We start from the raw sequence: 15,209 nt of genomic DNA, 5'->3' as shown, positions 1-15,209 counted from the left end.
CGATTTATACTCTTACTGACATTTTGTTATTCATCGGAATAGCTCAGTTCTCCACGCAGATTTTGTTGCATCAGGTGGCGAATTTCTTCAGGTGCATAAGATTGGCTCAGGAGATAATGCAATTTTGTCAAAGTGGCTTCGAATGTCATGTCATAACCACTAATTACACCTGACGCTGCCAGAGAATGACCTGTTGCGTAGCCCCCCATGTTGACTCTGCCGGAAATACATTGCGTCAAATTAATCACGATGATCCCCCGTTCAGTTGCATCCTTTAATGTTTTCAACAACGCGCTGCATTGAGGCGCGTTGCCGACGCCATATGAACGTAAAATTAATGCCTTGACGGGTTGCATCAGGATATTTTCAACCACTTGGCTGGATAATCCCGGATAAATGGTCACAACACCAATAGGCTGTGATGTGATTGGGTTTACCGCGAATGCGTTATGACTGGCAGGTATGGGCGTTGTCTTGAAGGTTCGGATATTGATTCCGGCTTCCATCAAGGGCGAGCAGTTAGGGGAGGAGAAAGCATCAAAACCGTCAGCATGGGCTTTGATTGTTCTGTTCCCTCGAAATAATTTATTGCTGAAAAATAGACTGACTTCATTGATAGGATAATTGGCTGCAAGATAAAGCGCGTTAAGCAGATTTGTTTGGCCATCAGACCGCAGAGCCTCTAAAGGTATTTGTGACCCTGTCACAATGACGGGCTTATTGAGGTTCTCAAACATAAATGATAAAGCTGAGGCAGTGAAAGCCATGGTATCTGTGCCGTGGAGGATAACAAAACCATCATAATTGTGATAATTCTGGTAAATATCGTCCGCGATAACGCTCCAATCGTCAGGACTCATATCAGAAGAATCAATCAAGGGGTGGTGTTCACGGATCGTAAATGTCGGCATTTCTGGGCGGTGAAATTCGGGCATTTTGGCGAGTTGTTGCTGTAAATGGCCGGAAACAGGAATATACCCGTTGGGAGAGTACTGCATCCCAATTGTGCCGCCGGTGTAAACAACATAGATGGATTTTTTCTGCATATTAACCTGCATCTTAACGTCTCAATAAATATTTTTAGCCGATTATATACCTGTCCTCTTTCAAGTTGCAGCTTTGTTGACTGCTCTTACTTGCCCCGGTCACCCTTTTTATGAAGATATGGCTGTTCAGGCTTTCAAGGACGTTGCTTTGTGGTTAATTGCAGCTTGAAATCCAATGGAAATAGGTAGTACGTAGAATAAAAAAAGCCTGATGATGAGATCAGGCTTCAAATTTACACAATAACTCGCCGGTCGTTTTTAACGAATATCGGAACAACTCAGGCAGAATGAATAAATGTTTTTAGGATCATTCATATTGTTATAAAACACAGCTTGCTTTTTCATATCCTGGGCCATTTGGGAGAACGGCGCTGGTAATGCTGATTGCAACATATTTGGTAGCAATGCTTGTGCGGATGACGTCATACTTAACATCATTTTTTCTGTGAATGACAATTCGGGTTGCATCCAGTTCAGGGAAGCATCTTTGATGCCTGCCAATTCCGCTGCTTTTTTAACGGCATCATCAAAATCACCGAGTTGATCGACCAAACCATGCTTTTTGGCATCCAAGCCACTCCAGACTCGGCCTTGCGCGATATGGTCAACTTCTTCCAGTGACTTATTCCGAGATTTAGCAACCAGCCCGATGAATTTGCTGTAGCCATTCTCGATAGATAGTTGCATCAGGTCGGAGAATGTTTGGTTGATCCCTTTTGTTACAGAAATATCGGCCAGTGGGGTGGTTGAAATACCATCTGTATTTACACCAAGGTAATCCAGCCCCTTTTCAAAAGTTTGGACGACACCAAAAATACCAATGGAGCCTGTCAATGTATCAGGATCGGCAATGATGTAGTTCGCCGGAGTGGAAATCCAGTAACCCCCAGAGGCTGACATTCCTCCCATCGAAACAACAATAGGTTTGGCATTTTTGCCATTATTTTCTATGTCGTTGCGGATGGCGAGCAATTCACTGCGAATAGCCTCAGATGCACTGGTACTGCCGCCCGGGCTATTTACCCGCAATACGATAGCTTTTATGTTGGGGTTTTGACGTGCTTCACGCAGTTGTTCCACCGTAGAATCACTTCCTACGGCACCCGGCAATTGCTTGCCATCTAAAATTGCACCTTCAGCAATAATGACCGCAATGTTGCCGTCTTGAGTCGCTGAATCATGTGTCGATTTTTGGGCAATATAGTCATAGAGATCGATGTAGTTGAAATGTTTTTGTTCTGCATTCCAACCAAACTTCGCCTTCATTTTATTTTCAACTTCACTGCGTGACGCAATATGATCCACCAGTTTGTTCTGATAGGCATACAGCGCAAAGTCGCCTCCGGCTTTACGGAGTTTTTCAATAAAATTAGTGGCGCCGGGGAAGACCTGATTGGCAGGAATTTTTCGATTGGCGGCAACAGTATTTAAATAACTATCCCATATTTCATTGAGCCACAGGCTGTCAGCTTCACGTGCCGCTTCTGACATATTATTCCGCAGCATAGGCTCCACGGCAGATTTGTAGGTTCCGATCCGGAAAATATGGGTAGAAACTTTCAGCGTGTCCAATAATGATTTGTAGTACAAATGGTTGGTTGAGAAACCATGAATATCAACCATCCCTTGTGGAGACAAATATATTTCATCCGCATAGCTGGCTAACAAATATTGCGATTGGCTGTAAGTTTCACCAATGGCAAAAACACGTTTGCCCGTTGCTTTAAATTCGTTGATGGCTTTGCCGATATATTTCAAAGATGGTTGATCAGACCCCACGAAATCGCTCAGCTTTAATACCATTCCGGTAATTTTAGGGTCATTTTGAGCACGGCGAATACTGTCAACAACATCAAATAGCGATGTTTCTTGATCATTGTTGCTGGCAGGGCTGATAAGATTTTTGCTGAATTGCTCAAGTGGGTTTTTGGCGGTTGTCTGATCAACGACAATACCAGCTAAATTAACATACAATGCCCCACGATAATTTTCGTCAGATTTGATCTGTTGTTGATAAATAACTACACCAGCAGCAATGACAAGGATTAGCAGGATAAAAATAATATTGGAAATTAGTTCGCGGACAAAATTTAGCAACTTCCAACACCATTTAAATAGAGCTGCTATAAAATTCCATAAAGTACGCATATCGTCTCCGGTTATGGGGTCAAGTTGAGGTATCCTAATCAGCTCGTTTGTAAATGTCAGCTGGAAATCATGCAAATAGACAGAAAAAATCGTTTCTATGCTTTCATTCATTAACGAATAAACAGAGAATGTGGTGCCGTGGCAGATTATCTTATTCAGGAGAACAGCATGAATGCTTTGGAACTTTTGTTAAATCGTCGTTCAGTTTCACGTTTAGTTACACCAGCCCCTGCAGGAAACGAACTACAACATATTTTAGCAGCAGGAATGAGGGCGCCTGATCATGGGGCATTGCGTCCTTGGCATTTTGTTGTGATGCAGGGAGAAGGCATTGATAAATTTAGCCAGCTTCTTGAAAAATCAGCCATTGAAGGGAATTTGGGCAGCGAAGTAGCGGAAAAGGCAAAAAATGCGCCTTATCGCGCTCCCATGATTATCACCGTGATTGCCAAAGTGGTTGAGCACCCGAAAGTCCCGGCATGGGAACAGGTTGTTGCAGCAGGGTGCGCCGTTCAGGCCATGCAGATGGCGGCTGTTGCCCAAGGATTTGGTGGAATATGGCGTTCTGGTTCATGGACAGACGATCCGATTGTGCGTTCAGGTCTGGGATGTGAAGAAAATGACAAAATTGTCGGGTTCCTCTATTTAGGCACTCCAGAGTTGAAAGCGCCAACAAAAGTATCAACCCCCGATTTGACAAACTTTGTCAGCTACTTCTAACCGGGCCACTTTAAACTGGACAGTATGATGCCAACTGAAATCCGTCTGACTCAATATAGCCATGGTGCCGGATGTGGCTGCAAAATTTCCCCTAAAGTCTTGGGAACGATCCTGCACAGTGAACAGGTAAAATTTCTCGATCCTAATTTACTGGTCGGCAATGAAACCCGTGATGATGCTGCTGTTTATGATATTGGTAATGGTACCGGCATCATTAGCACTACGGATTTCTTTATGCCGATCGTCGATGATCCGTTTGATTTTGGCCGTATTGCAGCCACTAATGCCATCAGTGATATTTACGCCATGGGCGGGAAACCCATCATGGCAATTGCCATTTTAGGGTGGCCAATTGCCAATCTATCCCCGGAAATTGCACAAAAAGTCATTGAAGGAGGCCGGGCGATTTGTCAGGAAGCAGGTATTTCCCTTGCTGGTGGGCATTCGATTGATGCACCTGAACCTATTTTTGGTTTGGCCGTGACCGGAATAATCAATATTGAGCATGTGAAGCGCAATAATCAGGCAAAGGCAGGAAGTTTCTTGTACCTGACAAAACCTTTAGGGGTTGGCGTATTGACCACAGCTGAAAAGAAAGGCCTGCTTCACCCTGAACATCAGGGCGTTGCGAAAGAAACAATGTGCCGGCTGAATAAAGCAGGGGCGGATTTCGCGGCCATTCAAGGTGTTACGGCAATGACGGATGTAACAGGTTTTGGCCTGTTGGGGCATTTGAGTGAAATCTGTGAAGGTTCAGGGGTTCAGGCCACTGTCAAATTTTCACAGGTGCCAAGATTGCCAGATGTTGACTATTATATTGAAAAAGGTTGCGTACCCGGTGGTACTGGGCGCAACTTTGACAGTTATGGGCATTTAATTGGAGAAATGACAGATAGCCAACGTCAGCTCCTGTGTGACCCTCAAACTTCGGGTGGTTTATTACTGGCTATTTTGCCAGAAGACGTGGAAAAGGCGAAAGCCATTGCACGGAGCCACGACATTGATCTGATTGCTATTGGTGAGCTGACTGAACCACGCTCAGACAGGGCATTAATAGAAGTTATTGAATAAATTCCATGCGTCTTTTTATTGCAGAAAAACCCAGCCTCGCGAGAGCTATTGCAGATGTTTTACCAAAACCTCATCGGCGTGGGGATGGGTTTATTGAATGCGGAAATAATCAGTTTGTTACTTGGTGTGTCGGCCATCTTTTGGAGCAAGCTGAACCAGATGCTTATGACAGTCGTTATGCTCGCTGGGTATTGGCGGATTTGCCGATTATCCCTGAAAAATGGCAGTTAAAACCACGGGAAGCCGTGGCGAAGCAGTTAAATACTATTAAATCCTTGTTGGAAAGGGCAAATGAAATTGTCCATGCAGGTGACCCTGATCGCGAAGGGCAATTGTTAGTGGATGAGGTGTTGGACTTTTTGGATCTGGATGCCGGAAAAAAGCAAAACGTTCAGCGTTGTCTCATTAATGACCTGAATCCACAGGCGGTAATCAAAGCGGTAGAGCGATTGAGGAGTAACCGGGAATTTATCCCTTTGTGTGTTTCCGCTCTTGCCAGAGCCAGGGCGGATTGGCTCTATGGCATCAATATGACCCGTGCTTATACGTTGTTGGGGAAAAATGCGGGTTATCAGGGTGTCTTATCCGTTGGGCGAGTTCAAACTCCTGTTTTGGGGTTGGTCGTTCGTCGTGATGAAGAGATAGAAAATTTTGTGCCGAAAGATTTCTTTGAAGTCAAAGCGCATATTGTTACGCCAAATGAAGAACGGTTTACGGCAGTATGGCAGCCAAGTGAATCTTGCATTGATTTTCAGGATGAAGAAGGGCGGGTTATCCATCGAAATTTGGCTGAACATGTTGTCGCGCGCATTACGGAACAGCCTGCCAACGTCACTGCATATCAGGACAAGCGGGAATCTGAAACTGCACCTTTGCCGTTTTCTCTTTCTTCCTTGCAGATCGAAGCTGCCAAGCGTCATGGGTTAAGTGCTCAGGAAGTACTTGATGTTTGCCAACGGCTTTATGAAACCCATAAATTAATCACTTACCCGCGTTCTGATTGCCGTTATCTGCCAGAAGAGCACTTTGCAGGACGTCATGCTGTTTTGAATGCCATTTCAGTTCATGCCTCTCATTTTCTTCCACAAGATGTTCTGGATATGGAGAGGAAAAATAGAAGTTGGGATGATAAGAAAGTTGATGCGCACCATGCGATTGTCCCTACCGCACGCAGCAGTCAAGTCAGACTGACAGAGAATGAAAGCCATGTTTATAGCCTGATTGCCAGACAATATCTGATGCAATTTTTTCCAGATGCGGTCTTCCGTAAATGCACGATTGAACTTGATATTGCTGGTGGAAAATTTATCGCGAAGGCACGCTTTCTGGCGGAGGCAGGTTGGAGAACCTTGCTCGGCAACAAAGAGCGGGATGAAGAGAATGAAGGAATGCCATTGCCTGTGGTTTCCAAGGGAGATGAACTTTGGTGTGAAAAAGGTGAAATAGTGGAAAGGCAAACACAGCCACCAAGACATTTCACTGATGCGACATTATTATCTGCAATGACGGGGATAGCCCGTTTTGTGCAAGATAAAGCCCTTAAAAAAGTCTTGCGGGCAACCGATGGCTTGGGAACAGAAGCAACGCGGGCGGGCATTATTGAGTTATTGTTCAAACGCGAATTTTTGTACAAAAAAGGGCGTTATATACATGCCACACCTGCCGGACGAGCTTTAATCCATGTATTGCCCGATATGGCAGTATTACCTGATATGACCGCGCATTGGGAATCTCGATTAACGCAAATCAGCGAAAAGCAATTTCGCTATCAGGATTTTATGCTGCCTCTCCAAGAAACATTGCAACAATTAATCTGGCAGGCAAAGCAGCATCGTAATTTGAAAGCGTTCAGGGATTTGCCTCCTGCTCCTGCGAAAGGGAAAAAAGGAAAACAGCCAAAGCCGAGTAAAAGCAAGGCTAAGATTAAAGAGGCATAAAAACGATAACACAGCACCATCAATCATGGTGCTGTGTCCCAATTGATGGTTATATGGCAAATTCTGTCCAAACAGGGGCATGATCAGACGGTTTTTCCATGCCACGGATATCATAATCAATACCAGAAGCAACGCATTTTTCAGCCAATGAACGGCTGGCAAGCAACAAATCGATGCGTAATCCACGGTTATCATCGAACCCTTTTGAACGATAATCAAACCAAGAATATTGGTCATTGATTTCAGGGTGCTGTGAGCGGAAAGTATCAACCAATCCCCAATTTTTCAGGCGTTCCATCCATTCTCTTTCTTCAGGCAAGAAAGAACACTTTCCTGTTTTTAGCCAGCGTTTCTGATTATTTTCCCCGATCCCTATGTCTAAGTCGGTTGGGCTGATGTTCATATCTCCCATAATGAGAACGTGTGATTCTTGAGAGTGATTATTTTCCAGATACGATTGTAGATCTTGATAGAACTTCTCTTTTGCCGGAAATTTGATCGGATGCTCGCGGCTTTCACCTTGGGGAAAATAACCATTGATGATAGTTAATAAGCCGAGAGGTGTATCAATATCAGCCATAATAATGCGACGTTGGGCATCATCATCATCGGTAGGAAAACCTTTACGAACATTTACCGGTTTTTGACGGGTAAGCAGGGCAACGCCATAGTGTGATTTTTGACCATGATAGAAAACGTGATAGCCTAATTTACCTACCTCTTCTAATGGAAACATCTCATCATGAACTTTGATTTCCTGTAATCCGATAACTTCGGGTTGGTGTTGTTCGACGATGGCGGCGAGTTGATGGGGACGTGCTCGTAACCCATTAATATTAAATGATACAAATTTCATGTCGTTATAATCACCTTAAGAATATGCTATTTTTTAATGTTAACAGATATAAATAAAGATGTAACTATATATTAATTAATAAATTTTTCCCTATAAACTTGATATATGGCTATTTTACTCGTATCTGTCATACTGTATTAACTATAATATCTTAGTTATCCAAAATTTTAAGTGTTGAATCGTTTTTAAGATAATAAAAATCACAAAAATAATAAGTAGTAAATTAATGGATATATAATAATCCACTAGTTATAATCTGTTATATTAAACACGCGATATTATAATTGCATGATAGGTTTTTTATCCTTTGAATTTATTTTATGTCATGCGTTACAAAAATTAATTAATGAAAAAGTAGAAGAGTTAATCAATCTCTGATAGAAAATTGAACTTGTAGGTCTTGGTTATATTTACTAATGACTTACAATCACGATGGAATATTCATCATGATATAGATGGACTTATTTAGTCCATCTAAACCGCATTATTGCATCAGGGACTGGCATTTTATATAAATGTCATTTGAAAAAGATCTATTTTTATTGTACAAAATTATACCTTCATAATATCAAGCTTGATTTAGCGGTTACCTGATGAGAAGGCCATTTCAAGGAAATTATTTTAGCCACAAGTTACATAGGAACGGTGAATTATGTTTTTTTCTCGTAAATTAGAAGCATTCATGGCGGTGGTGGAAATGGGTTCTTTAAGCAAAGCGGCAAGAGTGATGAACCGTACGACTCCCCCAGTCGCTAAATCAATTAAAGACTTCGAAGCGACGTTAGGAAAGCGCTTATTTAAAAGGGAGAAGTTTGGGATGATTCTGACTAAAGACGGAGTGGAGTTATATAATGACCTGAAAGAACTCTATTTGAAAGAGAAGGAAATTACAAAGAAACACATTAGCGGGAGTATTTGTAATGTTGTAAATATATACCATGATTGGGGTAAGAAAAAGCATCTGATCTCTCTTTATAAAGCAGCAGACAGAAATAATGCTCAAGTAAATATATTACGCTTCAGTTATGATAACATTGATGAAATAGTTGATTATGAGGGCAATACGATAATTTTAAGTTCAGAAAAAATACTTAGTGATCGATTCAGTCTTGTACGGAAAATTGATGGACCAAATTTGGGGATCTGCTGCCGTAAAGAATTATTGGATGAGGTGAATGGAGATTTCACTCAATTGCTGAAAAAGAGAACATGGTTATGTGACCCAGTACTCTATAAAAGTAATTTGATAAAGAACTTAGAAGAGGAAATGGTAAAGAACGGAGAGAAAATTAATATTAGACAGATGGATAATATGGAATGCTGTCTTAATTTTATTCAGTCAGATGATTATATTTTCATTACAGATTCTCACTCCGGTGCTTTGGAAGAGGGAGAAAGCTTAGGCTTCATGCCAATTCCACGACCTGATGCCATTAATCAGTGTTATGTCTATAAATCAAAATCTCATTCAAGCGTGTTAAATCGTTTTATCGACTCAGTTAGCGATATGGAGTAACTGCTTGCATCTAGCGGAGCGAACTGCCAGATCCCTCAGCTCCGCTATTGGTTATTGTAAATGCATTATTTCCTAATGTGGTGACTGATTAGACAATCTATGTAACCAATAAATTGTTTGCTATTTCTGTAATGCATAGAAAGCTTGAAATGGATTTTTGATAGTGGTGGGGAAAGATGACTCATCATTTTGTTCCTCACCCTTAGCTGAAATAATATCCGCAATTCGTTTCGTTATTTTTCTGTTCTTAATTCCCATCTCTCTACATTGTTATATTTTGTGTTAAATTCAACCAGTACTCCAAAATTCTTGTTTTTCCTCAAAAGGAAAGTATTTTGATATGTTTTATGGAGAAGTGAAAGAACAAAACCATTACCAATGAATGAAATGAATAATAATGAGAATGAACAGTAGTCGGGATAAACAATAGTGGAAATAGAAAATAACAGAAACAGCAAGAACAGAGATATTGACTGAGGGGAGGGGTAAATTGATTAAGAGACAAGTCTTTGATGGTGGTGGGGGAAGGATTCGAACCTTCGAAGTCTGTGACGGCAGATTTACAGTCTGCTCCCTTTGGCCGCTCGGGAACCCCACCAGATATTTAAATTGTTCGCTGTCGTTAGCAGCGGACGGCATAATACCAAATAAGCCGCCGCTGTAAAGTAGATAATTGAAAATAAAGTATCGCTTGGCGTTTTTTTAATCCCAATGATCAAGTTGCAGCCAATAAAGAGGCGAGGAATACCACTCTTTATCAAAGAATAACAGTGCGGTTGCCATATACAAATACTCGTTGAGAGAAGACCCAATGCAACGCTTGGCTCAGAACATTTTTTTCAACATCCTGTCCTGCCCGCATCATTTCTTCAGCAGTATAAGTATGATCCACATTTATTACATCCTGAGTAATAATCGGGCCTTCATCCAAATTGTCATTTACATAATGAGCAGTGGCTCCAATAATCTTTACACCACGTTCATAAGCTTGATGGTAAGGACGGGCGCCGATAAATGCTGGCAAGAATGAGTGATGGATATTGATTATCTGATTCGGATAATGTTGAACAAATGCAGGCGTCAAAACACGCATATATTTAGCAAGTACAACGTAATCGGGTTGATACTGATCAATCTGGGCCATCAATGCATCATCGTGCTGCTCACGGGTTAAGCCTTCATGGCTGACATGATGGAATGGAATACCAAATTGCTCAACCAAATGCTGTAATGTTGTATGATTGCCAACAACAGCGGCAATTTCGACATCCAGCCCGCCATAAGCGCTTTTTACCAAGATATCGCCAATACAATGTGCTTCTTTTGTTACCATGATAACAATGCGACGACGACCCGCAGTATTTAATTCTCGGTTAGAGCCTGCCGGTAAAGCATCATCCAAATCGGCTAAAAGCGTTTCATCATTGAAAATGCCTTCCAATTCTGTGCGCATAAAAAAACGGCCAGTACGATGATCAACAAATTCATTGTTTTGAACGATATTCAATTGATGTTTGTAACAAATGTTTGTGATCTTTGCGATTAGCCCTTTGGCATCAGGGCAGATTGTGCGCAAGATTTTTTTTTGTATGTTTGTGTTTTGCATGGATTGCGAGATCCTTAAATTTCTTCACTGTGTGTGAATTATTATGTTTAATATTTAGAGACTGATTTAACCACAGCACTTCTTGTATTTTTTGCCTGAACCACATGGACAAGGGTCATTACGACCTGTCTGAGGGTGAATACCATCTATATAAAACCAGTTTTGGTCAATACGCAAAAAACGTGAGCGCTCGTGAATCAATTGCCTATCTTGCTTTCCCTGTTCAATAAAGCAAGCTGAAAATTCAACATAGGCTTCGCTATTATGATTACCCTGACTGGTTTTCAGAACATTTAATCCCAGCCATTGTACACCCGCAAAACTTTGTTCTATTTCCGTACGCCAATTTTCAGCCTGACAATCAGGATGCCAGGTCGCGATAAGGTAATCCGCATTCTGTGTGACATACGCACTATATCTGGAACGCATCAGAGTTTCGGCATCTGGAGCAGGATAGCGCTTTTCGATATAGGGGCTACAGCAATGAGCAAAAGGCGAATTACTGCCGCAGGGACACGTTTTTGTCAAAATAACTCCAATTGTTTAAGGTAGTTGCTGTTAATATGAACGACATTGAAAAGATATGTAAGAGTATAAATAGTACGGGTCTATTGGGATATCATCGCGTGATGATACTCGAATATAGGCAATGGTCGCAACGCTGGGTAAGGGGCTGCCGTTATGGAAAAGGTACTGAGAGGAAAGAGGATATTAGTTGTAGAAGATGAGCCATTTTTTTGCACTTCATTAGTGGATTATCTGGATTCTCTGGGAGCAATAACTATGTGTGCATCAAATGGACAGGTCGCCCTACAGAAGATAGAGAGTGAAATAAAACCTGATCTGATCTTTTATAACTTGGATATGCCTACCATGAATGGTCTGGAATTTATCCGCCATATGACGACAAGAGGGATGGCGATCCCTATCATTATTGTTTCTGCAACAAAAAAAATGATGGAAATAGATAATGCGTTGCGTCTTGGCGCGAAAGATATCGTGTTAAAGCCGCTAGCTAATTTCAATGAGATAAAGAGAATCGCATTGGATTGTTTATATCCCAAATTGTTTTCTTCCGAAGCTACCGACCGAAGCAGATTATCTCAAGAGTTAGCCAGATTAAAACAAAACACGACAACCGTATGGCGCGTATTAAAACAGTGCCAGCCGCCTGTTTCCCAGATTATTGCTAACTGTAGAGTAAATTATCGTCTGTTAAATGCAGTAGATAAAATGGGATTGATTTTCGATATTGCAGCGCTTTCTGAAAAGGAAGTTATGTTTTATTGCCTTGATATCAGCGATGCAAAAGATAGAAACGCGGTTTCTGCACTGTTATTGAGAGTTGCTTTCAATAATTTATTGAAAAATAAAAAACTTCATAAAAAAAATGGTCTGCTTGATATGCAGAATATTATGAATTGGCTGAACCAGATATTGAATGATGCTAAAGCTGAAGAGCCTTTTTCGCTCCTGGTGGGTTATTATGATACACAGGACAAGACCATTTTATTGTCGTCTGCTGGATTAAATGCACATATTAAATCGGGTGATTACCAGAAGCAGTTAGACAAAGGGGCTCCTTTTCGCAGATTGGAGGTTATTCGTGCAAGCCATAACAATGAACGCAGTTCTTTTTGGCAATGCAGTGTATGGAATAACAGGAATCAAATAAAATTGATGTTTTCCCCCACATCTTATCAGTGATTCTATACTCAATGGGCTTCAAGGTGCGACTAACAAAGCTGCAACTTGAATGGCGGAGCTTATATAACAAGTCTGTATCATTTTGGGGTGGTACCAAATATAGAATTACGGAAATGAGAATATAAACCTGTGCACTGTATATCTGGTTGAATTAGCTGGTATACTCGTGCGCGTTATTTTTACGGATGCGATTTTTTTCACACATACAATTTTTTAAAGAGTTAATGCTATTGTTTAAGCTGCACTGATGTTTTGCCGTGGTAACGCTTTTTCAGTGACAACATAGCAATAGCAGCAGGAGACGATGTAATGTCAGCAGTAAACAAAAAAGTAAAAAAAGCTGTTATACCCGTTGCTGGTTTGGGAACTCGGATGTTACCTGCAACTAAAGCAATACCAAAAGAAATGCTTCCCCTCGTGGATAAGCCACTGATTCAATTTGTTGTGAATGAATGTATCAAAGCGGGCATTAACGAAATTATTCTGGTTACACATTCATCCAAGAATTCGATAGAAAACCATTTTGATACCAGCTTTGAGTTGGAAGCAATCCTGGAAAAAAGGGTTAAGCGTCAGTTGCTGGATGAAATACAATCAATTTGTCCGAATCATGTGACGATCATGCAAACTCGGCAGGGGATTGCAAAAGGATTGGGGCATGCGGTCTTGTGTGCCAAGCCATTGATTGGTGATGAGCCATTTGCGGTTATTTTGCCTGATGTCATTTTGGATGAATACAGCACTGACCTGTCAAAATATAATTTGAGCGAAATGTTATTGCGTTTTAATGAGTGTGGTATCAGCCAGATTCTGGTGGAGCCTGTACCTGTAGAAAGCGTTTCGGATTACGGTATTGTTGATTGTTTAGGTGAAAGCCTACAACCAGGTGATAGCAAACCTATTGCTCGTGTTGTTGAAAAACCGAAACCAGAAGAAGCACCGTCAAATCTTTCTATTGTTGGCCGATATGTATTATCTGAAAAAATATGGCCATTATTGGCGAAAACCGCTCCAGGAGCTGGTGATGAAATACAATTAACTGATGCCATTGCCATGCTGATGGAAAAAGAATCGGTTGAAGCTTATCACCTGCGTGGACGTAGCCACGATTGTGGCAATAAATTAGGTTATATGCAGGCATTTGTTGAATATGGCATGAGACATAAGGAATTGGGTAAATCATTCACGGATTGGGTCATGACCTTACAAAATCAGATTAAAGAATAATTCATTCGTAATTTAAGGTGTGATATGAAAGTTACTGTATTTGGTATTGGCTACGTAGGCTTAGTTCAGGCAACGGTATTCGCGGAAGTTGGGCATGATGTACTTTGCGTTGATGTTGATGAAAACAAGGTTGAGAATCTGAAAAATGGTCAGATCCCTATTTTTGAACCGGGTCTGGTGCCTCTGGTAAAGAAAAACCATGCTGAAGGGCGTCTGAATTTTACAACGGATGCTAAAGCCGGTGTTGCTCATGGCAAATTACAGTTTATTGCAGTAGGAACACCTCCGGATGAAGATGGCTCCGCTGATCTTCAATATGTCACTGCGGTAGCCCGGACCATTGCAGAAAATATGGATGGTCACAAAGTTGTTGTGGACAAATCAACGGTACCGGTAGGTACGGCAGATAAGGTCAAGGCAGTAATGCAAGAAACCCTGTTGCAACGCAATGCAGAGTTTCCGTTTGATGTTGTCTCCAATCCTGAGTTTTTGAAGGAAGGGGCGGCAGTTGCTGATTGTATGCGTCCTGAACGTATTGTCATCGGATGTGATAACGAGAATGTAGTTGATGTAATGCGAGAATTGTATGAACCATTTAATCGCAATCATGATCGTATGATAATCATGGATATCCGCAGTGCAGAACTGACAAAATATGCAGCTAACTGTATGTTGGCGACAAAAATTAGTTTCATGAACGAAATTGCCAACTTGGCAGAAATGCTGGGTGCTGATATTGAAAATGTACGTCAGGGAATTGGTTCCGATTCTCGCATTGGCTACCACTTCATTTATCCGGGATGTGGGTATGGTGGTTCATGTTTCCCGAAAGATGTTCAGGCATTGATCCGAACTTCTGAACAAATTGGATATACGCCAAAAATTCTTCAGGCAGTCGAATTAGTTAACGAAAAACAAAAAAATAAATTGCCGGCATTTGTTAAACGCCATTTTGGCAATGACCTATCAGGTAAAACATTCGCTATTTGGGGGCTGTCCTTTAAACCTAATACGGATGATATGCGTGAAGCATCAAGCCGTGTATTGATGGAAACACTATGGGAATGCGGTGCTAAAGTTCAGGCATATGACCCTGAAGCGATGCAGGAAGCTCAACGTATTTATGGGCAGCGTGATGATTTATCCTTAATGGGAACAAAAGAAGCCGCCTTAAAAGAGGCTGACGCTTTGATTATTTGTACAGAATGGCAAAATTTCAGGGCGCCTGATTTTGATGTGATTAAGGATTCATTGAAAACGCCTGTAATTTTTGATGGGCGTAATCTTTATGATCCTGAGCGATTACAATCGCGAGGGTTTACTTATTATGGTATTGGTCGAGGTGCCTCTATCAATCCAGTTATTTGAGTTACAG

Annotated in this window: 12 protein-coding genes and 1 tRNA gene; 7 read left to right on the top strand and 6 right to left on the bottom strand. The window is 41.4% G+C overall.

The genetic code is table 11. The features are described 5' to 3' along the window. Positions 1–26: 26 nt before the first annotated feature. On the bottom strand, positions 27–1,046 hold the full coding sequence (gene ansA, locus BM100_RS06145; RefSeq protein WP_092509054.1) for an asparaginase: 1,020 nt from the start codon (positions 1,044–1,046) through the stop codon (positions 27–29). Between the two features lie 258 nt (positions 1,047–1,304). Continuing rightward, a complete protein-coding gene (gene sppA, locus BM100_RS06140) occupies positions 1,305–3,194 on the bottom strand; it encodes a signal peptide peptidase SppA (RefSeq protein ID WP_092508976.1) in 1,890 nt (629 codons plus the stop codon). A gap of 168 nt (positions 3,195–3,362) precedes the next feature. Between sppA and BM100_RS06135 the strand changes: the two genes are divergently transcribed. Genes BM100_RS06135 through BM100_RS06125 form a run of 3 tightly spaced genes read left to right on the top strand, consistent with a single transcriptional unit; the run spans position 3,363 to position 6,922 of the window. Further along, the gene (locus tag BM100_RS06135) at positions 3,363–3,914 is read left to right on the top strand and encodes an NAD(P)H nitroreductase (protein ID WP_092508974.1); all 552 of its coding nucleotides are present in this window, start codon (positions 3,363–3,365) and stop codon (positions 3,912–3,914) included. Between the two features lie 27 nt (positions 3,915–3,941). Next, on the top strand, positions 3,942–4,985 hold the full coding sequence (gene selD / locus BM100_RS06130; RefSeq protein ID WP_092508972.1) for a selenide, water dikinase SelD: 1,044 nt from the start codon (positions 3,942–3,944) through the stop codon (positions 4,983–4,985). 5 nt (positions 4,986–4,990) lie between these two features. Beyond that, on the top strand, positions 4,991–6,922 hold the full coding sequence (locus tag BM100_RS06125) for a DNA topoisomerase III (protein ID WP_092508970.1): 1,932 nt from the start codon (positions 4,991–4,993) through the stop codon (positions 6,920–6,922). Between the two features lie 49 nt (positions 6,923–6,971). Here BM100_RS06125 and xthA read toward each other — a convergent pair whose 3' ends face one another. After that, complete coding sequence (gene xthA / locus BM100_RS06120; protein WP_092508968.1) at positions 6,972–7,778, bottom strand: exodeoxyribonuclease III; 807 nt, start codon at positions 7,776–7,778, stop codon at positions 6,972–6,974. 652 nt (positions 7,779–8,430) lie between these two features. Here xthA and BM100_RS06115 point away from each other — a divergent pair. After that, positions 8,431–9,294: a helix-turn-helix domain-containing protein gene (locus tag BM100_RS06115; RefSeq protein ID WP_092508966.1), complete on the top strand. Its 864-nt coding sequence runs from the start codon at positions 8,431–8,433 to the stop codon at positions 9,292–9,294. 513 nt (positions 9,295–9,807) lie between these two features. Here the strand turns inward: BM100_RS06115 and BM100_RS06110 are convergent. The 3 genes from BM100_RS06110 to BM100_RS06100 all read right to left on the bottom strand — a co-directional run bounded on the left by BM100_RS06110 (position 9,808) and on the right by BM100_RS06100 (position 11,428). After that, positions 9,808–9,892 (bottom strand) — tRNA-Tyr (locus tag BM100_RS06110). 159 nt (positions 9,893–10,051) lie between these two features. After that, the gene (gene purU, locus BM100_RS06105) at positions 10,052–10,900 is read right to left on the bottom strand and encodes a formyltetrahydrofolate deformylase (protein ID WP_092508964.1); all 849 of its coding nucleotides are present in this window, start codon (positions 10,898–10,900) and stop codon (positions 10,052–10,054) included. Between the two features lie 66 nt (positions 10,901–10,966). Continuing rightward, positions 10,967–11,428, bottom strand: coding sequence for a YchJ family protein (locus tag BM100_RS06100; protein WP_092508962.1), 462 nt, complete (start codon positions 11,426–11,428; stop codon positions 10,967–10,969). 153 nt (positions 11,429–11,581) lie between these two features. Here BM100_RS06100 and rssB point away from each other — a divergent pair, with 153 nt between their 5' ends. From rssB to BM100_RS06085, 3 genes are all read left to right on the top strand, one after another. Continuing rightward, positions 11,582–12,607, top strand: a complete 1,026-nt coding sequence (rssB, locus tag BM100_RS06095) for a two-component system response regulator RssB (RefSeq protein WP_092508960.1) — start codon at positions 11,582–11,584, stop codon at positions 12,605–12,607. Between the two features lie 309 nt (positions 12,608–12,916). Beyond that, complete coding sequence (gene galU, locus BM100_RS06090) at positions 12,917–13,834, top strand: UTP--glucose-1-phosphate uridylyltransferase GalU (protein WP_092508958.1); 918 nt, start codon at positions 12,917–12,919, stop codon at positions 13,832–13,834. A gap of 24 nt (positions 13,835–13,858) precedes the next feature. Further along, a complete protein-coding gene (locus tag BM100_RS06085; protein WP_092508956.1) occupies positions 13,859–15,202 on the top strand; it encodes a UDP-glucose dehydrogenase family protein in 1,344 nt (447 codons plus the stop codon). Positions 15,203–15,209 lie beyond the last annotated feature (7 nt).

The sequence above is a fragment of the Xenorhabdus mauleonii genome (assembly GCF_900113945.1).
In the GTDB taxonomy this organism is placed as follows: domain Bacteria; phylum Pseudomonadota; class Gammaproteobacteria; order Enterobacterales; family Enterobacteriaceae; genus Xenorhabdus; species Xenorhabdus mauleonii.
Note: the sequence above shows the minus strand (reverse complement) of the source record. Positions and strands in the feature narration are given on the sequence as shown.